The organism is Erwinia sp. GW821-FHT03D09, from assembly GCF_059420805.1.
On sequence record NZ_JBWKUK010000013.1, the window covers coordinates 88,888 to 114,998 of the forward strand.

At 54.1% G+C, this 26,111-nt stretch carries 24 protein-coding genes and 1 pseudogene; 11 read left to right on the forward strand and 14 right to left on the reverse strand.

The window, feature by feature from the left end:
- Positions 1 to 50: 50 nt before the first annotated feature.
- The 4 genes from gyrB to dnaA form a co-directional block, all read right to left on the reverse strand.
- Positions 51 to 2,459 (reverse strand): DNA topoisomerase (ATP-hydrolyzing) subunit B, encoded by a 2,409-nt coding sequence (gene gyrB / locus AC07U6_RS14510; protein ID WP_494761051.1) that lies wholly within the window; start codon positions 2,457 to 2,459, stop codon positions 51 to 53.
- A gap of 17 nt (positions 2,460 to 2,476) precedes the next feature.
- Complete coding sequence (gene recF, locus AC07U6_RS14515) at positions 2,477 to 3,562, reverse strand: DNA replication/repair protein RecF (RefSeq protein WP_494761050.1); 1,086 nt, start codon at positions 3,560 to 3,562, stop codon at positions 2,477 to 2,479.
- A 97-nt stretch (positions 3,563 to 3,659) separates the two neighbouring features.
- Entirely contained in the window at positions 3,660 to 4,760 is a 1,101-nt protein-coding gene (gene dnaN / locus AC07U6_RS14520; RefSeq protein WP_494761049.1) for a DNA polymerase III subunit beta, read from the reverse strand.
- Between the two features lie 2 nt (positions 4,761 to 4,762).
- Positions 4,763 to 6,154: a chromosomal replication initiator protein DnaA gene (gene dnaA / locus AC07U6_RS14525; RefSeq protein ID WP_494764812.1), complete on the reverse strand. Its 1,392-nt coding sequence runs from the start codon at positions 6,152 to 6,154 to the stop codon at positions 4,763 to 4,765.
- Between the two features lie 639 nt (positions 6,155 to 6,793).
- Between dnaA and rpmH the strand changes: the two genes are divergently transcribed.
- The 5 genes and pseudogenes from rpmH (at position 6,794) to mnmE (ending at position 10,661) form a co-directional block, all read left to right on the forward strand.
- Positions 6,794 to 6,934, forward strand: coding sequence for a 50S ribosomal protein L34 (rpmH, locus tag AC07U6_RS14530; RefSeq protein WP_003023858.1), 141 nt, complete (start codon positions 6,794 to 6,796; stop codon positions 6,932 to 6,934).
- 17 nt (positions 6,935 to 6,951) lie between these two features.
- Entirely contained in the window at positions 6,952 to 7,311 is a 360-nt protein-coding gene (gene rnpA, locus AC07U6_RS14535; RefSeq protein ID WP_105595320.1) for a ribonuclease P protein component, read from the forward strand.
- Positions 7,275 to 7,533 (forward strand): annotated as a pseudogene (gene yidD / locus AC07U6_RS14540) (membrane protein insertion efficiency factor YidD). Before rnpA ends, yidD begins: the two are co-directional and overlap by 37 nt.
- A 2-nt stretch (positions 7,534 to 7,535) precedes the next feature.
- Positions 7,536 to 9,179: a membrane protein insertase YidC gene (gene yidC, locus AC07U6_RS14545; RefSeq protein ID WP_494764398.1), complete on the forward strand. Its 1,644-nt coding sequence runs from the start codon at positions 7,536 to 7,538 to the stop codon at positions 9,177 to 9,179.
- A gap of 117 nt (positions 9,180 to 9,296) precedes the next feature.
- The gene (gene mnmE, locus AC07U6_RS14550; RefSeq protein WP_494764397.1) at positions 9,297 to 10,661 is read left to right on the forward strand and encodes a tRNA uridine-5-carboxymethylaminomethyl(34) synthesis GTPase MnmE; all 1,365 of its coding nucleotides are present in this window, start codon (positions 9,297 to 9,299) and stop codon (positions 10,659 to 10,661) included.
- 154 nt (positions 10,662 to 10,815) lie between these two features.
- Here the strand turns inward: mnmE and AC07U6_RS14555 are convergent, their stop codons facing one another.
- Positions 10,816 to 11,484: a LysR family substrate-binding domain-containing protein gene (locus AC07U6_RS14555; protein WP_494764396.1), complete on the reverse strand. Its 669-nt coding sequence runs from the start codon at positions 11,482 to 11,484 to the stop codon at positions 10,816 to 10,818.
- A 174-nt stretch (positions 11,485 to 11,658) separates the two neighbouring features.
- On the opposite strand from AC07U6_RS14555, the gene AC07U6_RS14560 reads away from it, so the two are divergent.
- Positions 11,659 to 12,207: a carbamoyltransferase C-terminal domain-containing protein gene (locus tag AC07U6_RS14560; protein WP_494764395.1), complete on the forward strand. Its 549-nt coding sequence runs from the start codon at positions 11,659 to 11,661 to the stop codon at positions 12,205 to 12,207.
- Positions 12,204 to 12,725: an HAD family hydrolase gene (locus tag AC07U6_RS14565; RefSeq protein ID WP_494764394.1), complete on the forward strand. Its 522-nt coding sequence runs from the start codon at positions 12,204 to 12,206 to the stop codon at positions 12,723 to 12,725. The genes AC07U6_RS14560 and AC07U6_RS14565 overlap by 4 nt, the downstream gene beginning before the upstream one ends.
- Before the next feature lie 243 nt (positions 12,726 to 12,968).
- Here the strand turns inward: AC07U6_RS14565 and AC07U6_RS14570 are convergent, their stop codons facing one another.
- Positions 12,969 to 13,379, reverse strand: a complete 411-nt coding sequence (locus AC07U6_RS14570) for a hypothetical protein (RefSeq protein ID WP_494764393.1) — start codon at positions 13,377 to 13,379, stop codon at positions 12,969 to 12,971.
- 11 nt (positions 13,380 to 13,390) lie between these two features.
- Positions 13,391 to 14,011 carry a branched-chain amino acid ABC transporter permease gene (locus AC07U6_RS14575; protein ID WP_494764392.1) on the reverse strand — a complete coding sequence of 207 codons (621 nt, stop codon included), beginning with the start codon at positions 14,009 to 14,011 and terminating at the stop codon, positions 13,391 to 13,393.
- Between the two features lie 255 nt (positions 14,012 to 14,266).
- Between AC07U6_RS14575 and AC07U6_RS14580 the strand changes: the two genes are divergently transcribed.
- Positions 14,267 to 15,010: a 4'-phosphopantetheinyl transferase family protein gene (locus AC07U6_RS14580; RefSeq protein WP_494764391.1), complete on the forward strand. Its 744-nt coding sequence runs from the start codon at positions 14,267 to 14,269 to the stop codon at positions 15,008 to 15,010.
- Between the two features lie 40 nt (positions 15,011 to 15,050).
- Here the strand turns inward: AC07U6_RS14580 and AC07U6_RS14585 are convergent, their stop codons facing one another.
- Positions 15,051 to 16,364, reverse strand: coding sequence for an NCS2 family permease (locus tag AC07U6_RS14585; RefSeq protein WP_494764390.1), 1,314 nt, complete (start codon positions 16,362 to 16,364; stop codon positions 15,051 to 15,053).
- Between the two features lie 211 nt (positions 16,365 to 16,575).
- Between AC07U6_RS14585 and yieH the strand changes: the two genes are divergently transcribed.
- Complete coding sequence (gene yieH / locus AC07U6_RS14590) at positions 16,576 to 17,238, forward strand: 6-phosphogluconate phosphatase (protein WP_494764389.1); 663 nt, start codon at positions 16,576 to 16,578, stop codon at positions 17,236 to 17,238.
- Here the strand turns inward: yieH and AC07U6_RS14595 are convergent, their stop codons facing one another.
- From AC07U6_RS14595 to pstS, 6 genes are all read right to left on the reverse strand, one after another.
- Positions 17,239 to 18,477, reverse strand: a complete 1,239-nt coding sequence (locus AC07U6_RS14595; RefSeq protein ID WP_494764388.1) for an MFS transporter — start codon at positions 18,475 to 18,477, stop codon at positions 17,239 to 17,241.
- 161 nt (positions 18,478 to 18,638) lie between these two features.
- Complete coding sequence (gene phoU / locus AC07U6_RS14600) at positions 18,639 to 19,373, reverse strand: phosphate signaling complex protein PhoU (RefSeq protein ID WP_494764387.1); 735 nt, start codon at positions 19,371 to 19,373, stop codon at positions 18,639 to 18,641.
- Between the two features lie 98 nt (positions 19,374 to 19,471).
- A complete protein-coding gene (pstB, locus tag AC07U6_RS14605; RefSeq protein WP_105595299.1) occupies positions 19,472 to 20,239 on the reverse strand; it encodes a phosphate ABC transporter ATP-binding protein PstB in 768 nt (255 codons plus the stop codon).
- Between the two features lie 43 nt (positions 20,240 to 20,282).
- Positions 20,283 to 21,170 (reverse strand): phosphate ABC transporter permease PstA, encoded by an 888-nt coding sequence (gene pstA, locus AC07U6_RS14610; protein ID WP_494764386.1) that lies wholly within the window; start codon positions 21,168 to 21,170, stop codon positions 20,283 to 20,285.
- A complete protein-coding gene (pstC, locus tag AC07U6_RS14615) occupies positions 21,167 to 22,129 on the reverse strand; it encodes a phosphate ABC transporter permease PstC (RefSeq protein WP_494764385.1) in 963 nt (320 codons plus the stop codon). Before pstC ends, pstA begins: the two co-directional genes overlap by 4 nt.
- A gap of 74 nt (positions 22,130 to 22,203) precedes the next feature.
- Positions 22,204 to 23,244, reverse strand: a complete 1,041-nt coding sequence (pstS, locus tag AC07U6_RS14620) for a phosphate ABC transporter substrate-binding protein PstS (RefSeq protein ID WP_494764384.1) — start codon at positions 23,242 to 23,244, stop codon at positions 22,204 to 22,206.
- Between the two features lie 351 nt (positions 23,245 to 23,595).
- Between pstS and AC07U6_RS14625 the strand changes: the two genes are divergently transcribed.
- Positions 23,596 to 24,711, forward strand: coding sequence for an NAD(P)-dependent alcohol dehydrogenase (locus AC07U6_RS14625; protein ID WP_494764383.1), 1,116 nt, complete (start codon positions 23,596 to 23,598; stop codon positions 24,709 to 24,711).
- Positions 24,712 to 24,721: 10 nt separating this feature from the next.
- Positions 24,722 to 26,080, forward strand: a complete 1,359-nt coding sequence (mdlD, locus tag AC07U6_RS14630; protein WP_494764814.1) for an NAD(P)-dependent benzaldehyde dehydrogenase MdlD — start codon at positions 24,722 to 24,724, stop codon at positions 26,078 to 26,080.
- The last annotated feature ends 31 nt before the right edge of the window (positions 26,081 to 26,111 follow it).

Here is a 26,111-nt window from a genome sequence, read left to right on the forward strand (position 1 = left end):
GAAAGGTTATTCAGGGGCGGCCTGAAAACAAGCCGCCCCTGCACCCGAGATTAGATATCGATGTTTGCCGCCCGCAGGGCGTTTTCTTCGATAAAGGCACGACGTGGCTCAACCGCATCACCCATCAGGGTAGTGAACAGCTGATCGGCCGCAATCGCATCTTTCACCGTCACGCGCAGCATGCGGCGGCTGTCCGGGTCCATGGTAGTTTCCCACAGCTGTTCCGGGTTCATCTCACCCAGACCTTTGTAGCGCTGGACGGACAGGCCACGGCGTGACTCTTTCACCAGCCAGTCCATCGCCTGCTCGAAGCTGGCTACCGGCTGACGGCGCTCGCCACGTTCGATAAACGCATCTTCTTCAATCAGGCCGCGCAGTTTTTCACCCAGCGTACAGATTTTGCGGTATTCGCCGCCGAGCATAAACTCGGTATCCAGCGGATAATCGGTATCCACGCCGTGCGTACGCACGCGGAGCACCGGCTCGAAGATATGCAGTTCGCGGTTTTCGCGCACTTCACCGAGGTAGCTGCTGCCGTGCTGCTCTTTCTCGTTCAGCCAGTTGACCAGACCGTCGAGCCAGCTTTGCACCGCAGGCTGTGCCGACAGATCGCTCAGCGTCGGGTTATAGATCAGCCCGTTAAGCAGCGCGACCGGATAGCGGCGCTCCATACGTTTGATCATCTTACGCGTGCCGTTGAACTCCGCCACCAGCGACTCCAGCGGCTCGCCGCCCAGCGCCGGGGCATTGGCGTTGGTGTGCAGCGTGGCGCCATCCAGCGCGATAGCGATCTGGTACTGATCCATCGCTTCGTCGTCTTTGATGTACTGTTCCTGCTTGCCTTTCTTCACCTTATACAGCGGCGGCTGGGCGATATACACGTGGCCACGCTCGATGATTTCCGGCATCTGACGATAGAAGAAGGTCAGCAGCAGAGTACGGATATGCGAACCATCGACGTCGGCATCGGTCATGATGATGATGCTGTGATAGCGCAGCTTATCCGGGTTGTATTCGTCGCGGCCAATGCCGCAGCCCAGCGCGGTGATCAGCGTCGCTACTTCCTGCGAAGAGAGCATCTTGTCGAAACGCGCTTTCTCAACGTTCAGGATTTTACCTTTCAGTGGCAGAATCGCCTGGTTTTTACGGTTACGACCCTGCTTGGCGGAACCGCCTGCAGAATCACCCTCCACCAGGTAGATTTCAGACAGCGCCGGGTCGCGCTCCTGACAGTCGGCCAGCTTGCCCGGCAGGCCAGCCAGGTCCAGCGCGCCCTTACGACGGGTCATCTCACGGGCACGGCGTGCGGCTTCACGCGCACGCGCAGCATCAATAATTTTACCGACCACGATTTTCGCGTCGCCCGGATTTTCCAGCAGGTACTCGCTCAGCAGTTCGTTCATCTGCTGTTCAACCGCCGATTTCACCTCAGAAGAGACCAGTTTGTCTTTGGTCTGTGAGGAGAATTTAGGGTCCGGCACTTTCACCGACACGACCGCAATCAGGCCTTCACGCGCATCGTCACCGGTGGCGCTGACTTTGGCTTTCTTGCTGTAGCCTTCTTTATCCATGTAGGCATTCAGCGTACGGGTCATCGCCGCACGGAAGCCGGCCAGGTGCGTACCGCCGTCGCGCTGAGGAATGTTGTTAGTGAAGCAGTAAATATTCTCCTGGAAGCCGTCGTTCCACTGCAGCGCCACTTCCACACCAATGCCGTCTTTTTCGGTAGAGAAATAGAACACGTTTGGGTGAATAGGGGTTTTATTCTTGTTCAGATACTCCACAAACGCCTTAATACCGCCTTCGTAGTGGTAGTGATCTTTCTTATCGTCGCGCTTGTCTTCCAGCTTGATAGAAACGCCGGAGTTCAGGAAGGAAAGCTCACGCAGGCGTTTTGCCAGGATCTCATATTCGAAATCGGTAACGTTGGTAAAGGTCTGGTGGCTTGGCCAGAAGCGCACGCGGGTACCGGTGAGTTCGGTTTCTCCAGTGACGCTCAGCGGGGCCTGCGGCACGCCGTGCACGTAGATCTGCTGGTGAACCTGCCCGTCGCGACGGATGGTCAGTTCCAACTTTTCAGACAGGGCGTTAACCACTGAGACACCCACGCCGTGAAGACCGCCGGAAACTTTATAAGAGTTGTCATCAAATTTACCGCCTGCGTGCAGCACGGTCATGATCACTTCGGCAGCGGAAACCCCTTCCTCCGGGTGAATACCGGTCGGGATACCACGGCCATCATCCTGCACAGAAACAGAGTTATCGGCATGAATGGTAACAACAATATCAGAGCAGTAACCGGCAAGTGCTTCGTCAATGGCGTTATCCACGACCTCGAAGACCATGTGATGCAGACCGGTACCGTCATCCGTATCGCCGATATACATACCAGGGCGCTTGCGTACAGCATCAAGTCCTTTAAGAACTTTAATACTTGAGGAGTCATAAGAATTCGACATCAACGTTTCTCGCTCATTTAATCTTCAGGTTGAACCGCTATTTTACCTTGTTCCACGTGGAACATCTTGCCCTTTTCGTCAGCCATATCGAACACATGTTCAGTACCAATGGCACTAACGAAAACCTGGGCCTGAGTGGCTTTCAAACGCGACGCCAGCAGCTGACGACGCGTCTCATCCAGTTCAGAGGCAAAATCATCTATCAGATACAGGCAACGACGCCCGCTCTGTCGGGTGAGAAACTCACCCTGCGCCAGCCTCAGGGCGCACATCAGCAGCTTAAGTTGGCCGCGTGAGAGTAAATCTTCCACCGGCGTCCCTTCGGCACGAATGCGGAAATCCGCTTTGTGAGGGCCGGTGGCGGTATAGGTCAGCGCGCGATCGCGCTCGAACTGACGTTCGAGCAGTTCCGCATAGTCACTCTCTTTATCCCAGCCGCGCTGGAAAGAGAAACTCAGTTCGAACTCGGGTAAAAACTGCGCGCAGGTCGTATTGATATCGGCGGCAATCGCTTCGCTGTAGGCCGCACGCCATGCGCTTATCTGCTCGGCAAGCGGGGCCAGTTCACGATCCCATGCCTGAATCTGCTGGTAGCGCGTTACCTGACGCAGCGCGGCGTTGCGCTGCTTTAACAGCCTGCGCAGATTGTTCCAGGCGTTAAAAAAGCCCGGCTCGTTGTGGAAGCAGCCCCAGTCTATGTAGGCGCGGCGAAATTTCGGCCCGCCGTTCAGCAGGGTAAACCCCTCCGGCGTAATCAGCTGCATCGGCAGCATCTGCGCCAGCTCGGCCACTTTATGGCCATCGCTGCCGTCAATGCGGACTTTACTGTCCCCGGCACGATTTTTGGTCAGGCCAACCGAGATCTCGCGTTCAGCGCCGCCAATGCGGCCATGTAGCACAAAGGCGTCCTGATCGTGGCGGATCACCCGCCCGGCCTGCAGGCTGCGAAACGCACGCCCGTGGCCAAGGGTATAGATCGCTTCCAGCACGCTGGTTTTGCCGCTGCCGTTGGGGCCCACAAGGAAGTTAAACCCCGGGGCCAGCGTCAGATCCGCATTTTCGATATTACGAAAATCTTTAATAAGAAGGCGGGTTAAAGCCATAGCAGACGAAATCCCAATACCGGCGATATAACAGCACCCTGTCCTTTCTGTACGTCAGGCCAGTGCATTAACGGGCAACGTGCAGGTTAGCCCGGAATTATAACCGCATTGGCATAACAACGTAGGCCGCGCTCTGGCTTGCTGCATCTTCAATCTGCACGCTGGAAACCGAATCCGTCAGCAGCAGACGCACGTTCTCGCATTTCAGCGCGTTCAGAACGTCCAGCACGTAGCTGACGTTGAAGCCGATTTCGAGATCGGTGCCGCCGTAGCTCACGTCCAGAATCTCTTCTGCTTCTTCCTGTTCCGGGTTATTGGCGGTGATTTTCAGCTGGTTTTCACTGATATACAGACGCACGCCGCGGAACTTCTCGTTAGAAAGAATCGCCGCACGGGAAAACGCCTGCTTCAGCAGATCGCAGCTGGCATCCAGGGTTTTGTCCGGATTTTTCGGCAGTACGCGGCGATAGTCAGGGAAACGGCCGTCAACCAGCTTCGAGGTGAAGATGAAGTCACCAACGTGTGCGCGGATATTGTTACTGCCAATTTGTACCTGCAGCGGCGTATCGCCACCGTCGAGCAGACGAACCAGTTCAATCACCCCTTTACGCGGCACGATCACCGAATGGTTGGGCAGAGACTGCCCCACCGGCATTGAACAGACCGCCAGACGGTGTCCGTCGGTGGCCACGGTGCGCAGCTCTTCGCCTTCGGTTTCAAACAGCATACCGTTCAGGTAGTAGCGGACGTCCTGATGCGCCATCGAGAACTGCGTGGCTTCGATCAGGCGCTTCATGGTCGCCTGCGGCAGGGTGAATTCCACATCGATCTGCCAATCGTCCAGGTTCGGGAAGTCACTGGCGGGCAGAGTGGAAAGTGAGAAGCGGCTGCGACCGGAGCGCACCAGCATTCTGTCACCGTCCAGAATCACGGTGATCTCCGCACCTTCGGGCAGGCCACGGCAGATATCAAAGAATTTACGTGCCGGAACCGTGGTGGCGCCTGGCTGATGATCCTGAGTCAGGGCCACACGCGCGACCATTTCCATCTCAAGATCGGTACCGGTCAGCCGCAGAGTGCCTTCATCGACCTGCAGCAGCAGGTTACCGAGGATTGGCAGAGTAGGGCGGCCGCCTAACGGGCTGCTGACCTGCTGTAATGGTTTAAGCAAACGCTCACGTTCTACAATAAATTTCATAGTCAGGAAGATAATGTTCTGATTAGATTTGAGAAATCTTCTTTAATGTCGTGACTCTCTTCACGCAGCTGCTCAATTTTACGGCAGGCATGTAGCACGGTGGTATGGTCACGACCCCCGAAAGCGTCGCCGATTTCCGGCAGACTGTGGTTGGTCAGCTCTTTCGCCATCGCCATCGCCATCTGGCGCGGACGAGCTACGGAGCGGGATCGCCGTTTAGACAGCAGATCGGCCACTTTAATTTTGTAGTATTCGGCAACCGTCTTTTGAATGTTGTCGATAGTGACCAACTTTTCCTGCAGTGCCAGCAGATCGCGCAGCGCTTCACGAACGAAATCAATAGTGATGGCACGCCCGGTAAAGTTAGCATTGGCGATAACGCGGTTCAGTGCCCCTTCCAGCTCGCGGACGTTAGAACGCAGGCGCTTGGCAATAAAGAATGCCACTTCACCCGGCAGACGGATGTCATTCTCATCCGCTTTTTTCATCAGAATCGCGACGCGGGTTTCCAGCTCAGGCGGCTCGATCGCCACCGTCAGGCCCCAGCCAAAACGGGATTTCAGACGATCTTCTACCCCGTTGATCTCTTTCGGATAGCGATCCGAGGTCAAAATGATCTGCTGATTGCCTTCCAGTAGCGCATTAAAGGTATGGAAGAACTCTTCCTGAGAACGCTCTTTGTTGGCAAAGAACTGGATATCATCGATCAGCAGCGCATCGACCGAACGATAGTAGCGTTTAAACTCTTCGATAGCGTTGTTTTGTAAGGCTTTAACCATGTCCTGTACGAAACGCTCTGAGTGCATATACACCACTTTGGCGTTGGGCTTGCGCGCCATAATGCCGTTGCCGACCGCATGCAGTAGGTGCGTTTTACCTAAGCCCGTACCGCCGTACAGAAACAACGGGTTGTATGCGCCGCCGGGATTATCGGCCACCTGACGCGCCGCCGCGCGTGCCAGCTGGTTTGATTTACCCTCAACGAAATTATCAAAGTTGTGCTTGGTATTGACGTTCGAGCGGTATGACAGTTCCGCCGGAGCAGGTACGCTGTCCCAGCTTGGGCGAACCGGAGCCGCACGGCTGCCGAAACCCGGCGCACTGGCGTGCGCGCTAGCCATCACCGGCTGGCTAACGGGCTGTATCACCGGTTTGCTACCCACTTCAAAACGCAACAGCGGAACGTTCGGCCCACAGAAGTCATTTAGCAGTGCATTGATATTATTCAGGTATTTATCCCGAACCCAGTCGAGTACAAACCGATTTGGTGCGTATAATGCCAGCGTGTTGTCATTCAGTTCGGCCTGCAAGGGGCGTATCCACATGCTGAATTCTGTGGAAGGTAGCTCATCCTGCAAACGGGCAAGACACTGTTGCCAAAGCGTAAGTGACACGGCGGACTCCACTCGAAAAAAATTCGATAAGAAATAATAAGGGCGCTGAAGCGATAATTTCATCATTGTTGACGCATGCCGATGAGACGCATGCGAACCGTTATCTACGGTTACTCCACTCTTGCCCGGCATCCTGGAAGCATGCGGTTAGCAAGACGACCCGGAGGATCGTTAGCGGAACGGCGGATCATAGCGTAAACCGTCGCAGAGATCTTCACTTTCTACACAGTTTTGATCCAATTTATCCACAGGCGCATACAACGCAGATTAGTTTACGCCACCTTGCGCAAAAGACATTCAGGATCGTCTGCATTCAGTGAAATTTAATGGTGCCATCACGTTATTGCCGCAAAAACAATGTAACGGGATCGCGAGATGATCCTGCACGATCCTTGCGCTTTTTAGCAGAGGCCGTATAATTCTTGCCCTGGCGTGCTGCGCCGTGGCCCTTATGGCTGTTTTTGCGGGTCAAAACGGGCAATCAGGGCGCAGTTTTCACGCGAAGTAAATTGACTCTGGACTGTACAATTATTACAATCCCGCCTCTTTAATTTAAAGATACACTGAGGCGTCGGTCGGTTTATCGGGCCAGTTAACGCGTCACTAAGTGAAATTATTCAAGTTTAGGTAGAAATCGCCATGAAACGCACTTTTCAACCGTCCGTACTGAAGCGTAACCGTTCACACGGTTTCCGTGCTCGTATGGCAAATAAAAATGGTCGTCAGGTTCTGGCACGTCGTCGTGCTAAAGGCCGTTCTCGTCTGACCGTTTCTAAGTAATAAAAGCTAACCGCTGAGTGGTTAAGCTCGCATTTCCCAGGGAGTTACGTTTGTTAACTCCCACTCATTTCACTTTCGTCTTCCAGCAGCCACAACGGGCTGGCACGCCGCAAATCACCATTCTCGGCCGCCTGAACACGCTGGGGCATCCCCGCATCGGTCTGACCGTCGCAAAAAAACATGTTAAGCGTGCGCACGAGCGTAATCGGATCAAGCGATTGACCCGTGAAAGCTTTCGCCTGCGCCAGCATGAACTTCCCGCAATGGATTTTGTGATTGTGGCGAAGAAAGGGGTCGCTGACCTGGATAATAAGGCGTTGACGGAAGCGTTGGAGAAATTATGGCGCCGCCATTGTCGCCTGGCTCGCGGTTCCTAATCGCGCTGATTCGCGTCTATCAGCGCGTAATCAGCCCGCTATTAGGACCTCACTGCCGATTTCATCCTACCTGCTCGCAGTACGGAATTGAGGCATTGCGCAGGTTTGGAGTGATAAAAGGGAGTTGGTTGACGATGAAACGCATATTAAAATGCCACCCTTTGAACCCAGGTGGCGACGATCCGGTACCGCCAAACAACCATTGATACCAGAGAACATTAACGATGGATTCGCAACGCAATCTCTTTCTCATCGCTTTTCTGTTCGTGTCTTTTATGATCTGGCAAGCCTGGCAGACGGATAATAATCCTCAGCCATTGCAAACTCAGACCACGCAGACCACGACAGCAGCGGGTGATGTCGCTAATCAGGGTGTTCCTGCCAGCGGCCAGGGCAAAACGATCACCGTTAAGACCGATGTCCTGTCTTTAATCATTAATACGCGCGGTGGTGATATTGACCAGGCACAGCTGCTGACCTATCCGGACTCACTGGGTTCCGATAAGCCTTTCCTGCTGCTGGAAAATACGCCTGACTTCCTGTACCAGGCACAGAGCGGCCTGACCGGTCGTAATGGCCCGGATAACCCGGCCAACGGCGGTCGTCCTCTTTACACGGCTTCCCAGGATAGCTTCGAGCTGGCCGATGGTCAGAGCGAACTGCGTATCCCGCTGACCTTTACCGCTGAAAACGGCGCGGTCTACACCAAGACCTTTGTGCTGAAGCGCGGCGAATATGCCATTGGCGTTGACTATCAGATCAACAACGCCAGCCAGCAACCGCTGGAAGTGTCGATGTTCGGTCAGCTGAAACAGACTATCGATCTGCCTAAGCATCGTGATACCGGCAGCAACAACTTTGCTCTGCATACTTTCCGTGGCGCGGCTTACTCCAGCAGTGAGACCAACTACGAGAAGTATAAATTCGATAAGATCAGCGAAAACGAAAACCTGAGCACCACCACCACCAACGGTTGGGTGGCGATGTTGCAGCAGTACTTCGCGACGGCCTGGGTACCGCAGACCGCTGGCAGCAACACGCTGTACACCAGCAACCTGGGTAACGGCATCGCGGCAGTAGGCTTCAAATCTGCACCGGTGACTATCGCGGCAGGTTCCCAGCAGGAGCTGAAAGCCACGCTGTGGGTTGGCCCGGAAATTCAGGACAAAATGGCGGCGATTGCCCCACACCTGGATCTGACCGTAGACTACGGCTGGCTGTGGTTTATCTCTCAGCCACTGTTTAAGCTGCTGAAATTCCTGCACAGCTTTATCGGTAACTGGGGCTTCTCGATTATCGTTATCACCTTTATCGTTCGTGGCATCATGTACCCGCTGACTAAAGCGCAGTACACCTCCATGGCGAAAATGCGCATGCTGCAGCCGAAGATTCAGGCGATGCGTGAGCGTTTAGGCGATGACAAACAGCGCATGAGTCAGGAAATGATGGCGCTGTATAAGTCTGAGAAGGTTAACCCGCTGGGCGGCTGTCTGCCTCTGGTTATCCAGATGCCTATCTTCCTGGCCCTGTACTACATGCTGATGGGCTCGGTAGAACTGCGTCATGCACCGTTTGCACTGTGGATACACGATCTGTCAGCGCAGGACCCGTACTACATCCTGCCGATCCTGATGGGTATCACGATGTTCTTCATCCAGAAGATGTCGCCGACCACCGTGACCGATCCGATGCAGCAGAAGATCATGACCTTTATGCCGGTCATCTTCACCGTGTTCTTCCTGTGGTTCCCTTCAGGTCTGGTGCTGTACTACATCGTCAGTAACCTGGTAACCATTATCCAGCAGCAGCTGATTTATCGCGGCCTGGAAAAACGTGGCCTGCACAGCCGCGACAAGAAGAAAGCGTAAGAGTAAAAACACGGGGCAGCCTTTTTACGGTTGCCGCGTGCCAATAACAAACACACTGTTTACACTAAGGCGGTCACTCAGACCGCCTTATTTTTTTGCATCAAAAGAGAGTTAACCATGAGCCATAGCGATACGATTGTTGCCCAGGCAACCCCGCCAGGACGCGGCGGCGTAGGTATTCTGCGCGTTTCCGGCAGCAAAGCGGCGGAAGTAGCACAGCTGCTGCTGGGCAGGCTGCCTAAGCCACGCTACGCCGACTATCTGCCGTTCCGTGACGCCGACGGCAGCACCCTCGATCAGGGTATCGCGCTGTGGTTCCCCGGCCCTAACTCCTTTACCGGTGAAGATGTGCTGGAGCTTCAGGGCCACGGCGGCCCGGTGATCCTGGATCTGCTGCTGAAGCGCATTGTGGCACTCCCCGGGCTGCGCATTGCCAATCCGGGTGAGTTCTCCGAGCGCGCCTTCCTCAACGACAAGCTGGATCTGGCCCAGGCAGAAGCGATTGCCGACCTGATCGACGCCAGCTCCGAGCAGGCGGCACGCTCGGCCGTTAACTCGCTGCAGGGCGTTTTCTCCACCCGCGTTAACAACCTTGTGGAAGCACTTACTCACCTGCGGATCTATGTGGAAGCGGCCATCGACTTCCCGGATGAGGAGATCGACTTCCTCTCCGACGGTAAAATTGAAGCGCTGCTGCATAAGGTGATTGCCGATCTCGACGGCGTACGTGCCGAAGCGCGCCAGGGTAGCCTGCTGCGCGAAGGCATGAAGGTGGTCATTGCCGGGCGCCCCAACGCCGGTAAATCCAGCCTGCTTAATGCGCTGGCCGGTCGCGACGCCGCTATCGTCACCGATATTGCCGGCACCACACGTGACGTGCTGCGCGAGCACATTCATATCGACGGCATGCCGCTGCATATTATTGATACTGCGGGCCTGCGCGAAGCCAGCGACGAAGTTGAACGCATCGGTATCGAACGCGCATGGAAAGAGATCGAACAGGCCGATCGCGTGCTGTTTATGGTCGATGGCACCACTACTGGTGCAACCGAGCCTGCGGAGATCTGGCCGGATTTTATTGCCCGTCTGCCGGAGGCGCTGCCGATCACCGTGGTGCGTAATAAAGCCGATATGACCGGTGAGACGCTGGGAATTATGGAAGTAAACGGTCACTCACTTATTCGCCTTTCCGCCCGCACCGGCGAAGGCGTGGACGTGCTGCGCGAACATCTGAAGGCCAGCATGGGCTTCTCGGGCAATATGGAAGGGGGATTCCTGGCCCGTCGCCGACACCTGCAGGCACTGGAACTGGCGGCAGAGCATCTGCAGCAGGGCAAACATCAGCTGCTTGGCGCCTGGGCGGGGGAACTGCTCGCGGAAGAGCTGCGCCTGGCGCAGCAAAGTCTGAGTGAAATCACCGGGGAATTCAGCTCCGATGACCTGCTGGGGCGGATATTCTCTAGTTTCTGTATTGGTAAGTAATTAATAGAATACAAAAATGACACGCTATAGCCGTTAAGATTTAGTTCACCTGCTATAGCGTGTCATTTACATCCAAAAGTGAGCATTTACTGACTTGCATTAACGGACTGTTAATGCACATATTTTTCCACAAAAGGCTTCTAACGCAATATCTTTATCCGCTTTTGTTCTGCAATCCAGGCGCAAGAACGGGTAGGCTCAATTCGTCAATCATCTGGATAAACAGATCGCGCACTGGATCGTCCATTGAAGGATTCCATGCCAGTCCAATATCCCATTCCGTGTAGGGACCGCAGAGCGAGATCAACTCAATATCGGGACCAGCAAACCACGTTGCGCTATGAGGTACCATCGCGACACCCGCGCCTGCCGAAACCAGCGCTATCAGCGTCTGAATATCCCCGGCATGTTGTACCACATGGGGCGTGATCTGCTGAAACCTCAGCAAATGAGCAATCTGGCTGTCCAGCCCCGGCCCTCTGTCCGGCGTCAGCATCAACAGCGGCAATGTCGCCAGCACATCATAACCTTCATCCTTCAATCGGTTTGCGATACAGGTACCTCGCGGTACGGCCAGCACCAGTGTTTCACGCAAAACCAGTTGCGCAGTTAACGGCGGCTCGACCGGCAGGCGAGTAAACGCTAACTGCAACTGCCCATTCAGTAATCCAGCCGTTTGCAGCCGGGAGGGCATATTTTCCAGGCTGATGGAAACATTCGGGCAGCGCTGGCGAAATGCCGCAACCCAGCCGGGTGCTAATCTGATAGCAGAGATACCAAATCCGACGGCCAGGTTGCCTCGAGTTCCTTTCGCCAGGCTCAAAGCATATTGACTGATGAGGGATTGCTACCAGCGTCGGCCGTTACAACAGCATGGAGAGAGTGAAAAACTCGCCGTCAGTTTCCCACCATGAACCTCGGTCCCGAAAGGGATATAGACGAAATCAAAGAAATCATAAATTCATCACCAGATTTAGTTTTCGTCAGGCCATTAGATATGATTGATCATATTACTGGACTTCTTAAAAGTGAGAAAATCATAGCACTAACGCGAGGTAAAATGGAGTTCGGTGCAAGAGCACTTTGTCACAGAAGTATTATTTACCACGCACACAATCCAGACATCAACGTTTGGCTTAACGCTAAGCTTAGCCGAACAGATTTTATGCCGTTTGCACCCGTTACAACTGAAAAACTGGCAAAGATTTGTTTTAAAAACTGGAAGAAAGAAGATATATCATCTGAGTACATGACGATCACATACCAATGCAATAAAATAATGAATGAGAAATGTCCAGCTGTCGTTCACATTGATAATACAGCCCGACCACAGATTATTAATGAGAGCAAAGATCCTTTCATGTATCGACTAATTAATAAATGGTATGAATTATCAGGACAACCCTGCCTGGTCAATACATCCTTCAATCGGCATGAAGAGCCAATAATTAACACTCTAAGACAAGCTATAGCTGTTTTAAAAGAGAAAATCATAGACGTAATAATAAATGATAACTATGCGCTAACTATGAGGGAGGATACATGAACCAAAAAAATGGGAATATTATTTCTACTATTTTATTCGATCTCGATGGCGTGATTATCGATTCCAACGATGTCATCATTCGGGCATGGCGATATGCGGCTGGTAAGTTTGGATATTCTATTAGTGATGAAATGGTGGACAAGTTCATTATTGGCGCATCAGCGAAATATACATTATCAAAAATATTTCCAGAAGAGGGTCCTCAGCAACATCAGAAAATTCATCGGCTGGTAGACCAATTTGAACAGCAGGCTGAGTGCACACTCATTCCTGCCGTAGAGGGCTTCTTAAGGAAGCTGACCGGCTATTCGGTTAACATCGGGTTGGTCACCAGCAGTTGGCCAGCTAAAATCAATCACGTGCTTGAAGAGCATCATCTTGATATGTTCAGTTATATCGTCTCTCGTCATGATGTTTCCCGCAGAAAACCCGATCCAGAGCCTTGCATTACGGCGATCGAAAAATTCAACTGCCGTGCTGAAGAAACACTGGTTTTTGAAGATTCGGCTTGGTATTGATGCCGCACTTTCCGCGGGTACAGATTGCGTGGCAATTGGTAATAAGACTCAAACAGAAATGCCATACGTGACGGATTTTAATCAACTGGTCATCACTGACGAGAAACCAATATGGCTATTTAAAGAAAGTCGGTTCGGCATCGGGATACTCACGCCGTAAAAATAAAAAACCCCATGCAAATTTCTGATATGGGGTTCTGTTTTTGCGTATTAATCGGCTCACTTCATCAATAAGGTTACCAATTAATTCTCAGCCTGGCAGTTCCGCAGGGTAATGTTATTTTCCTTCGCCCAGGCGCTGGCGGATTTCTCAATGATCGGCCGTAGCAGTGCCCAGTCCGGTGAAATCCAGTCGCTGATCACTTTCCACTGGCTGCCGTCCCACTGCTGGAAAGTCACACGGCCCTGGCCTTCGTGGTCCTCGCAGGTCACGTTAATCGAGTGGAACAGGCCTTTGGCACCCAGCGCCTCCACACGGGCAGGATCAAGCTGCAAATGCTCGAAGCCCCAGCGAATTTCGTCGCCGGTCAGCGTGCGGTGGCCAAACTTCTGCTGCGTAATACGGATAGCCTCAACGTTCAGAATGCCGTTAACGGAGATTATGATAGACGCTGCCGATGCGTTTACGATCCTGCAGATTCCCTTTACCGGCACCGTACACCTTATCAATAATCTCTTTCACTACCGGATAGACCGAGCCGGAGGCCTGGGTGGTCAGTGCGATGTAACCCTTCGCCGCGTTCCCCGCCGGGATCGCGTCCTCTTCGGAGTTCGACCAGACGTTGCCGATAATATGGTCCGCCGGATAACCGACCTTCTGCGCGGTTTTCAGCGCCACCGGGTTCATCACGCCAAAGCCGCGCAGCACCACGTAATCCGGTTTCGCCCGGCGAATAGTCAGCCACTGCGACTGCAAACGCACCGCGAACCGTAATGATGATGAACAGCAGCTGGAATGACCGGTCCAGATTGAAACCCGCCGGTTCAACATTACGCAGATAGGTAAATGACCACAGCACGCCGGCAATACCGATAATGAAAGAGGAGAAGCCGAAGGCGATCATCCGGGTTCGCAGCACCGGTACGCCGATAGCCCTCGCCGCCAGTGGATTGTCGCGCACGGCGATAAAGTTGCGCCCGGCCGAGCTGTTAACCAGCCGCCAGACCACCGCCCACAGGCGGCCAATATTCAGGCCCACCGCCAGCCCGGCAAAGGCGTCATCCGCCACTGCACGAAATGCCAGGCCGGTGTGCGTATAGCGGAAGAACAGGCTCAGCAGCAGCACTGCATCATCAGCGGAAGGATATAGCGGGGAATGAGCAACATTTAGCTAATTTATGGTGTTTATGCTGTACAAATGGCATTAAAAGCGATGATTAACTGGCTGTTTTCCTATTACGTATTGATCTACTATGTTTAACCACTTAAGAAATAATATTAACCCGAATTTCGCCCCGTTAAGGGAATCACGGGTGAAAGTTCGTAGGATTATTCTTACAATAGAGTTGATGATTACCCGACCATTTTCATGGAGTGACAGATGGCAAGTCATTTTGCACGATGGACACTTGTCCAGACTACAGCACAGGTTCACCGACTTCCGTTGCAGCTGGTAGAGCATTCAGCCAGCCTGGCGGAGAGGCGCCGTCGCCGCTATCTCGCGGCCAGAACGCTGCTGGCGGAACTGATGCTACGGGTCTACGGCATCTCCCAGCTTCCGAATATTCGCCTTGCTGACGGCGGGCGCCCCTGTTTTTCCGATCCCGATCTTCCTGACTTCAGCATCTCCTACGCCGGAAATGTGGTTGGTGTTCTGCTGGCGGAAGAGGGTTGCCGTGCCGGACTGGATATGGAAATTTTTCGCGCGCACAGCCGCCAGACTCTAGAGCAGTACCTGCACTCTTTTTCATCCGGTGAAAAAGCCTGGATCAACGCCCAGAACGATCCTTCAGAAGCCTGTACTCAAATCTGGACTCTTCGCCAAAGCATTCTGAAGATGACCGGGGAGGGTAACGGTGGTTTTGATGCGCTGCGCCTGCATCCCGCTTCGGGAAGGCTGCGTTCTTCCACACTGGCCGATATTCAGGCTATCTGTGATGTGGAAGCGCTGATGGTGTGGTCGTGCGCGCTCTCACCGGGAACCGATCGGCTACATCTGTGGGAATATGATGATTCTGAAGGCTGGAATTCACTGCAGAGTATTAACGTCTATTCGTTGAATATGGGGCCACGGGCGCTGCGTTTAACCAGCCTGCCCGCCGAGAAGCAGCACTACTATTCCTGATAGCAGGGTGGCGCAAGGCCACCCTGCTATTGCAGAGCACTTAATGTGCGTCAACAAACACAATCTTCAGCACGAACAGCAGCGCCACCACCACCACGCACGGGCTGATTTCACGCCAGCGGCCGGTGCCCAGCTTCATCACGCAGTAAGAGATAAAGCCAAGCGCGATCCCTTCGGTAATCGAGAAGCTGAACGGCATCATCGCGGCGGTCACAAACGCCGGAACGGCTTCGGTCAGATCGTCCCATTTCACGCGTGCAAGGCTGGAAGTCATCAGTACGCCAACGTAAATCAGGGCACCGGCGGCCGCATAGGCAGGCACCGTACCGGCTAACGGAGACAGGAACATCACCAGCAGGAACAGAATTCCGGTGACCACCGCCATCAGTCCCGTGCGCCCACCGACGGACACGCCGGAAGAGCTTTCGATGTAGGCGGTAACGGAGGAAGTACCGATAAATGAACCGGCCACCGAGCTGATGCTGTCAACGTACAGCGCCTGCTTCATGTGTGGGAATGTGCCTTTCTCATCGGTCAGACCGGCCTTATCGGTGACGCCAATCAGCGTGCCGGAAGAGTCAAACAGGTTAACCAGCATAAAGGAGAAGATAATCCCGGCCATGCCAATGTTCAGTGAGCCGGCAAGATCTACCTGGCCCAGTACCGAGGTGACCGGCGGCGGCGCAGAGAAAATGCCGGTGTATTTCACATCACCAATCGCCAGGCCAATCCCGGTAGTCACCACGATGGAAACCAGTACCGCCGCGTGAATATTGCGGGATGCCAGAATTGCGATGATAAAGAAGCCCAGCGCACCCAGCAGCACACTGTGCGAGGTCAGGTTACCGACGCTGACCAGCGTGGCTTCGTTCGGCACGATGATCCCGGCATTTTTCAGGCCCATCATCGCGATAAACAGCCCGATACCGGCGGTGATCCCCACGCGCAGGCTGACCGGGATATTGGCAATCATCCAGTAGCGCACGCGGAAAATGGTCAGCAGCAGCAGGCCGGTTGCGCCCCAGAAGATTGCCCCCATGCCCACCTGCCACGAGATGCCCATCGCACCCACCACCACGAAGGCAAAGAAGGCATTCAGGCCCATTGCCGGTGCCAGCGCAACCGGAAGGTTGGCCACCAGCCCCATAAGGATGCTGCCAACAGCGGCGATCAGGCAGGTGGTGACAAACACCGCCTGCGTATCCATACCGGCCACGCCGAGGATCTGCGGGTTAACAAAAACGATGTACACCATCGTCAGAAACGTGGTGAAGCCCGCAATCACCTCAGTACGGGCCGTGGTGCCATGCTCCTGCAATTTAAAAATCCGTTGTAACAAACCGGGATTAGTCATTATGTGTTTCCAGAACGGAGAAAAAAGTCGATGGCTATCCTACCCCATAATGACGCATTTTGGATGGGGGGTAACCGGTTTTTTCGCAACCGATTGCGCTGTTTTCGCCGTCGAATCACCGCCATTAACCGTAATTGACATTTGCAGTCGCAATCCTGCTACAGTCGCGTAAAGTAGAAAAGAAAGCTTAACCGGCCTGAAGGACGCGCAGATGTCAGTGGAGTGTGTATTTTTTGATTGTGATGGAACGCTGGTAGACAGCGAAGTGCTCTGTACCCAGGGCTATGTGAATACCTTCGCGCAGTTTGGCGTTACGCTTTCGCTGCAGGAGATGTTCGAGAAGTATAAAGGCGTAAAACTGTATGACATCGTGGCCGATGTCTGCGAACAGCATGGCCTGACCACCCCGGTTGAGGTGCTTGAACCGGCCTACCGCGTAGAAGTAGCAAGACTGTTCGATCTGGAACTGAAGGCGATCCCCGGCGCTAAAGCGCTGGTAGAAAGCATTCAGGTGCCAATGTGTGTCGTATCCAACGGTACGGCACCGAAAATGCAGCACTCGCTGGGCCTGACCGGGCTGCTGCCGTTTTTCAGCGATCGCCTCTACAGCGGTTACGATATCCAGCACTGGAAGCCCGAGCCGGAGCTGATGCACCACGCCGCGCAGCAGATGGGCATCCCGATTGAGCACTGCATCCTGGTGGATGACTCCGAAGCCGGGGCAAAAGCGGGGATCGCCGCCGGGATCCCGGTATTTTACTACTGCGCGGACGCGCACAATCCCGCCATCGACCATCCGCTGGTCACCGTGTTTACCGGTATGGCGCAGCTGCCGGCGCTGTGGCGCGAAAAGGGCTGGCAGCTGACGCGCTAATCAGCCAATCGCACCCAGCACATCCTCGCTGCCCTGTTTTTTCGGCAGCAGGAACAGGGTGGCGATGATATCCAGCAGGTAAATCAGCGCCAGCAGGGTAATCGCTGCGGTGAAGGACCACTGCCCCACCAGCAGACCAATTACCAGCGGACCAAAACCGCCAACGCCGCGACCGAGGTTAAACAGGACGTTCTGTGCGGTGGCGCGCACCTTCACTGGATAGGTGTCAGAGATCAGCGCACCGTAGCCGCCAATCATGCCGTTAACGAACATCCCCATCAGTGCACCGGTAAACAGCATCACCGTCGGATCGCGCAGCTGGGCATAAACCACCACCATCACCACCGCACCAATCTGATAAATCAGGAAAATCTTCCAGCGCGCGAAGCGATCCGCCAGCAGGCCAAACAGCCAAATGCCAAAGGTCATGCCCACCACGGTCACGGCGGTCCACAAACCGGATTTGGTCAGCGAGAAACCAAAGTTGGAGGAGAGGTAGCTCGGCATCCAGATCATCAGCCCGTAGTAGCCGAAGTTCTGCACCGAACAGAGGATAAAGATGCCGATACTGGCCTTAGACGTCGCCCTGTCGGCAAACAGCAGCCGAATGCGCGCCGGGAACGACAACCCCTGATTCACATCGACATGTTTCGTAAAGGCTTCCGGTTCTCCCATACCGCGACGAATGGCAAAAGAGGCCAGCGCCGGGAGAAGGCCGACGAGGAACATACCGCGCCAGCCGATAATGTCCAGCAGGAACGGGGTGATAAACGCCGCCAGTAGCACGCCGAGTTGCCAGCCCATGCCCACCCACGCCGAGGCACGGTTGCGTTTATTCGCGGGCCAGGCCTCGGCGATCAGCGCCATGCCGATGCCGAATTCACCGCCTAATCCCATCCCGGCCAGCGTGCGATACGCCAGCAGATCCCAGTAGCCCTGCGCCACGGCGCAAAGTCCGGTAAACACCGAAAACATCAGAATGGTGAAGGTCAGTACGCGAATACGCCCCAGCCGGTCACTGAGGTGGCCGAAGACAATCCCACCAATCACCGCGCCGATCAGCGTCCAGGTCACCAGAGACCCCGCCTGAGACGCGTTAAGCACCAGCGAGGCGCTGATCGCCGGCAGCATAAAGCCGAGGATCAGCAGGTCAAAACCATCCATTGCATAACCGCTGACCGCGGCAACCATCGCTTTACCCGGCGTCACGCCGCGTTTAGCGGAAGGAGAAGAAGACATTATTTCAAAGCCATATCGTTCAAATTGTGCGCCAAGTATATACCTGAAATAAATCTGGTTGCATCAGTAGGGCGGCGGGTGGGGGAAAAGGGCTGTCGTTGCGGATAACTCGGAGGGATAAATCATAAAAGCGGGGCCGCGATTATCGGCCCCGCTGAGTATCAGGCTGGGTTGCTGTCGCTGTCATCACCGGCCAGCAGCTTATCCAGCTGATCGCCGCCGACGTGACGGAAATCCTGACCCTTCACGAAGTAGAAGATGATTTCGCAGATATTCTGGCAGCGGTCACCGATACGCTCGATGGCGCGGGCGCAGAACAGCGCGGTCAGCACGCTTGGGATGGTGCGCGGGTCTTCCATCATATAGGTCATCAGCTGGCGCACGATGCCTTCATATTCCTGGTCAACCTTCTTATCTTCGCGATAGATTTCAATTGCCGCATTCAGATCCATACGCGCAAACGCATCCAGCACGTCGTGCAGCATCTCAATGGTGTGGTGGCCCAGCGATTCCAGGCTCACCAGCAGCGGCTGTTGCTGCTGGGTAAATTTCTCCAACGCGGTACGGCTGATCTTCTCCGCCACGTCACCGATGCGTTCCAGCTCGGAGATGGTTTTGATGATCGCCATGACCAGGCGCAGATCGCTGGCGGTCGGCTGACGTTTGGCGATGATGCGCACGCAGGCTTCATCGATCGCCACTTCCATCATGTTGACCTTGTGATCGCCTTCAATCACTTTGTTGGCCAGCTCGCCATCCTGGTTATGCATAGCGGTAATGGCGTCAGTCAGCTGCTGCTCCACCATTCCCCCCATGGTCATCACCTGGGTACGAATATGCTCCAGCTCGGCGTTGAACTGGCCGGAGATGTGTTTGTTCAGATTTAAGCTTTCCATCTCAAACTCCAGACCTGTTTAAAACAGGCGTTAAGAACGCAGTCAGTTTGGGGGCGGGCAACCCGCCGCCGCAAATTGGCAAGAGTAACTGCCTGTTTTCAGCCATAGCGGCCGGTAATGTAATCTTCTGTTTGTTTCTGAGCTGGCTTGGTAAACAGCGTATCGGTATCGCTGAATTCAATCAGTTCACCCAGGTACATAAACGCGGTGTGATCGGAGCAGCGTGCGGCCTGCTGCATGTTGTGGGTCACGATCACCACGGTGTAATCCTGCTTCAGCTCGGTAATCAGTTCTTCAACACGGCCGGTTGAGATCGGGTCCAGCGCTGAACACGGCTCATCAAGCAGCAGCACTTCCGGGCGAATCGCGATGCCGCGCGCGATACACAGGCGCTGCTGCTGGCCGCCGGACAGACTGTAACCGCTCTGATGCAGCTTGTCTTTGGTTTCCGTCCACAGCGCGGCTTTGGTCAGCGCCCACTGCACGCGTTCATCCATATCGGCACGGGACAGTTTTTCGAACAGGCGTACGCCGAAGGCGATGTTGTCATAAATTGACATCGGGAACGGCGTTGGCTTCTGGAAGACCATGCCCACACGCGCACGCAGCAGGGCGATATCCTGGCTGGCATTCAGAATATTGTCGCCATCCAGCAGGATTTCGCCTTCCGCACGCTGCTCCGGGTAGAGCGAAAACATCTTGTTAAAGGTACGCAGCAGGGTGGATTTACCACAGCCGGACGGACCGATAAACGCAGTAACCTGGTTTTTGGCAATATCCAGATTAATGTTTTTCAGCGCGTGGAATTTTCCGTAATAGAAGTTCAAATCGCGAACCTGAATCATCTTAGCGGAAGTATTAATCATTTTGCTCTCACTTAGTCCGCGCCGCCGCAGCCGCGCTGCTTAATTAATGTTTACTCTTGGCGAAAATCACGCGTGCCAGGATGTTCAGTAACAGTACACACAGCGTAATAATCAGCACACCCGCCCAGGCCAGGCTCTGCCATTCGGCAAACGGACTCATGGCGAACTTAAAGATGGTGACCGGCATGTTCGCCAGCGGCTGCATCATGTCGGTACTCCAGAACTGGTTCGACAGTGATGTAAACAGCAGCGGGGCGGTTTCCCCGGCAATACGGGCAATCGCCAGCAGCACGCCGGTCAGGATGCCGGAGATTGACGCTTTAAGCGTAATCGCCGAAATCATCTTCCACTTTGGCGTACCCAGCGCGTAGGACGCTTCACGCAGGCTGTCAGGAACCAGCTTGAGCATGTTTTCCGTCGTACGGATAACGATAGGGATCTGCAACAGCGCCAGCGCAACAACGCCAGCCCAGCCGGAGAAGTGCTGCATCTGCGCCACCACGATGGTGTAGACGAACAGACCCACCACAATCGACGGCGCCGAGAGCAGGATATCGTTAATAAAGCGGATAATTTCAGCCAGCCAGGACTTGCGTCCGTACTCGGCCAGATAGATCCCCGCCATAATGCCCAACGGTGTTCCGAACGTGGTTGACCAGAAAATCAACAGGCCGCTGCCCGCCAGGGCGTTAGCCAGACCGCCACCCGCCGTGTTTGGCGGTGGGGTGTTTTCGGTAAACAGCGACAGGGACATGCCGTCGATACCACGAGTCACGGTGGCGAACAAGATCCACACCAGCCAGAACAGGCCGAAAGCCATGGTCAACAGCGACAGGGTGAGGGCGATACGGTTCTTGGTCCGACGCCAGGACTGCATTTTACGGCGTGATGCTTCCAGTTCAGCGCGAGCCTGCATTTCCATCGTGGTCATGAGCGCGCTCCTTCACTTTTCGCCAGACGCGTAATCATCATCTTGGAACAGGCCAGCACGATAAAAGTAATCATAAACAGAATCAGCCCCAGCTCCATCAGCGCAGCGGTATGTACGCCGGATTCGGCTTCAGCGAATTCGTTAGCCAGTGCCGAGGTAATACTGTTACCCGGCATAAACAGCGAGGCGCTGTCGAGCTGATAGGTGTTACCGATAATAAAGGTTACCGCCATCGTTTCACCGAGCGCACGTCCCAGTCCCAGCATCACGCCGCCGATTACACCGTTTTTGGTGAACGGCAGGACGATGCGCCAGATGACTTCCCAGGTGGTGCAACCGATGCCGTAGGCGGACTCTTTCATCATCACCGGCGTCTGCTCGAAGACGTCGCGCATCACCGAGGCGATATACGGAATAATCATGATCGCCAGGATGATACCCGCCGCCAGGATACCGATACCGAATGCCGGGCCGGAGAATAGCGCACCCACAATCGGGATGTTGGACAGAACATCGCCGACCGGCTGTTGGAAGTATTTCGCAAACAGGGGCGCGAAAATAAACAGACCCCACATGCCGTAAACGATACTTGGAATTGCCGCCAGGAGTTCAATTGCCACGCCAAGAGGGCGGCGCAGCCAGTTTGGAGCCAGCTCGGTCAGGAACAGTGCAATACCAAAGCTCACCGGAACAGCAATAATCAGGGCAATAACAGAGGTGACGATGGTGCCGTAAATCGGAACCAGCGCACCGAATTGTTCGTTAGGCGCATCCCACTCTTTGGTCCACAGGAAGGAGAAACCAAATTTATGGATGCTGGGCCAGGAGGAAAATATCAGGGAAACAATAATGCCACCGAGGAGGAGCAGAACAATCAGCGCGGACAGTTTTACCAGCGCACCGAAAATAATGTCACCCTGTTTGCCGGGGGCTTTGAATGTCGGCTTAGTTGCAGCCATAGTCTTCTCGATTTTGATACTGCGGATAAGTATCGGGTCAGGCGAACCTGACCCCAGGGATAGTCAGCCGAAGCTTAGTACAGCGCTTTACCTGAGCTGTCTTTCACGTTCGCTTTCCATGCTGCGCGGATCTGCGTTACCACTGACTCAGGCAGTGAAGCGTAGTCCAGGCCAGCGGTGGTTTTGCTGCCGTTTTTGTAAGCCCAGTCGAAGAACTTCAGTACGGCTGCGCCTTTATCAGCGTTAGCCTGCTCTTTGTGCACCAGGATAAAGGTGGCAGAGGTGATTGGCCACGCGTTGTCGCCTTTCTGGAAGGTCAGATCCTGGGCGAACGATTTACTCCAGTCTGCGCCTTTAGCGGCATCGCTAAAGCTCTTCTCGCCTGGCTCGATTGCTTTACCATCCGCATCCACCAGCTTGGTGTGCGCCAGGTTGTTTTGCTTAGCGTAAGCGTATTCTACGTAACCGATTGAACCCGGCAGACGCTGTACGAATGCAGCTACGCCGTCGTTGCCTTTACCACCCAGACCCACCGGCCAGTTAACGGTGCTGCCTTTACCGATTTTGCTGTTCCAGTCGCTGTTCACTTTAGACAGGTAGCTGGTGAACACGAAAGAGGTACCGGAACCGTCCGCGCGGCGCACCACGTTAATGTCAGAATCTGGCAGTTTCACGCCCGGGTTCAGCTTGGTGATCGCCTCGTCGTTCCACTTTTTGATGTTGCCCAGGTAGATGTCGCCAACGGTTTTGCCGTCAAGGATCAGCTGGCCAGATTTGATACCAGGAATATTAACCGCCAGTACCACGCCGCCAATAACTGTCGGAAACTGGAACAGACCATTTTTCTCAAGGTCTTCGTCTTTCATTGGCGCATCAGACGCACCGAAATCTACGGTTTTAGCAATGATCTGCTTAACGCCGCCGGAGGAACCGATCCCCTGATAGTTAACCTGAGTACCTGTTGCTGTGTTGTACTCAGCAGCCCACTTGTTATAAACCGGAGCCGGGAAAGTACCGCCAGCGCCAGTCAGATTGGTGGCTGCCATGGCAGAAACTGCGCTCAGAGACAGGGTTACCGCGACGAATTGAGCCAGGGTTTTGTGCATCAGTGTCATGTTCCCTCCACGGGATTAAAAGTCAGGCCAGTGCTGTGTTTATCTGATTAATGTTTGCTGCTGGAGGAAAAATAGGACAGTTTGGTGACAGTAAAATGTACAAAATATGACACTTTTATGACAACCTGCTTTGGACTGACTGGCGATTCTTCCACCGGCGTTGTTGGATTGTTGCGCACTGTTCGTGGAGATATCACTCGTGCAGGTTTTTAATCATAGATACGGCGATCTCTCCTCTTAACAATTTAACATTAACTGCGATTAGCAATAACATGTATGTTACATTCTTTTTTTCGGTGGTACGATTACCTTGCTAATAGTTACAATAGTTATTAAATGCAAGGAACTGTTATGAACGTTACCGCCGCCGTTATTAATGAAACCCACGCCCCCTATCAGCTGGAAGAACTGCAGCTGAGCGCCCTCCAACCAGATGAAGTCAAAGTGAAGGTCGTCGCTTCCGGGATTTGCCACTCGGATGAAGCCATACGCGTAGGGGATGGCCCCTACACATTTCCCGCCGTCTTAGGCCATGAAGGCGCGGGCATTGTTGAAGAGGTCGGCAGCGCAGTCAAAGGCGTTAAGCCCGGCGATCACGTGGTGATGTCCTATGCCTGGTGCGGGCACTGTCCACAATGTCGGCACGGGCATCCTTCCCTCTGCCATGACTGGATACCCCTGAATCAAGGCGGTTTTCGCCCGGACGGCAGCGCCATCTTCAGTAAAAAAGACGGTACGCCGGTAGCCAACTTCTTTTCACAGTCCTCCTTCGCCACCCATACCCTGACCAAATTTCACAACCTGATCGTACTTGATAAAAAAATGGACCTGCGCCTGGCTGCACCGCTCGGCTGTGGGCTGTTAACCGGGGCGGGTACGGTATTTAACGGCCTGAAACCCGCCGCAGGTTCAACCATCGCCATTTTTGGTACCGGGGCCGTTGGTCTTGGTGCGATGATGGCGGCGAAAATTGCCGGCTGCCGCACCATTGTTGCCGTGGATATCCATGATTCACGCCTTGAACTGGCCCGGTCACTCGGCGCAACTCATACCATCAATAGCAAACAGCAGGATGCGCTGGCCGTTATCAAATCCCTGACTCAGAATGACGGGGTCAGTGCATCCGTTGATACCACCGGCCAGTCAGCGGTAATGAAAACGGCGCTGGATGTCCTTGCTATCGGCGGCACGCTGGCTCCGGTGGCTGTGACCCGCCATGATATTTCCTTCAACACCATGCGTGATCTGGTGGCCTCCAGCCGACGTATGATCGGCGTACTGATGGGGGATGCCGTTCCACAAACCTCAATCCCACAGTTGATTGACTATCACCAACGCGGCCTGTTCCCCATCGAGAAACTGGTGAAGTTTTATGACTTCAGCGATATCAATCAGGCCAGCCAGGATTCCGCCAGCGGCGCAACCATCAAACCGGTACTGATTATCGATAAGTCATATCGCCCCTGAACAGACCGTTATCAGCCCATTAAAAAATCAAGGAACGAACGTCATGGATAAGCAAACCCAGCATAAAATGAGTGTGGTCTTTGCCGAACAGAAAAAACTTTTTTTGTCCGGCGTCACCCAAAGCAATGCGTTTAAAAAAGCACAGCTGCTCAAATTGAAAGAGGCCGTTAATCATTATCGTAACGAGCTTCGCCAGGCAATGGCGGTGGATTTAGGTCGCAGCGAAGAGGGCGTGGATAGCGGAGAAATTAAGCCGTTGCTTAATGAGATTGATTTTGCCCTGACCCATCTTGATGAGTGGACGCAGGAACAGTGCGTGCCCACACCCAGCGAACTCAGCCACACGCGGAGTTATATCAGTCGCGAAGGCTATGGCGTCGTCTATATTATTTCACCTTTTAACTATCCGGTTTATCTGACCGGCGGGCCGCTGGTGGGAGCGATCGTTGGCGGTAATACGGCAATCATTAAACCGTCAGAATCCACGCCAGAAACGTCAAAAGTCATTGAAAAAATAGTTAATAACACCTTCGACCCGACCTATGCTTACGTGTTCCAGGGCGCGCGCGAGGAAAACGAGTACCTGCTGTCATTACCGTTCGATCTGATCTTTTTCACCGGCAGTCCGCAGGTGGGTAAAATCGTCATGGCCGCAGCGGCTAAAAATCTGACGCCGGTTCTGTTGGAACTGGGCGGAAAATGTCCGGCGATTGTGCTGGGGGATGCCGATCTGGACCAGGCCGTGCAGGAGCTGGTGGGTGCCAAAATGTTTAACAGTGGGCAAACGTGCGTGGCGCCGGATTATATTTATGCCGATAAGCGGATTAAAGAATGCCTGGTCAGCAAGTTGAGCGCAGCGCTGAAAGCGAATTATCATCAGGCGGGCAGCAACGGTAGAATCATCACCGAACAGGCCTGGAACAGGCTGGAAAATATTGTCGCCACCAGCAAAGGCAAGGTGTTGCGCTGTGGTGACGCGGATAAAGCACAGCGTTATTTCAGCCCGATCGTTATTGATGATGCGAATTTCGATGACAGCTCAATGCAGGGCGAACTGTTCGGGCCGATCTTCCCGGTACTGACCTTTGAGGACGAGAGTGAAATCGCTACGAATGTGAATAGCCGACACCCGAAACCGCTGGCGGCCTATGTTTTTACTGTCGATCCTGAGCATGGCCGCGCGCTGATTGACGCCATTCCCTCCGGGGATGCCAGCATCAATACGCTGGTGATGCACGCATCAACGCCATGGCTGCCGTTCGGTGGCGTTGGGCCATCGGGGATGGGCAGCTACCACGGTAAATACTCCTATGAAGCCTTCACCCATCAGAAATCAATACGCGTCAGAAAAGTGGTGAAACCGGCATAAACCGCGGGGGAGCCGGATATTTCACTCCCCG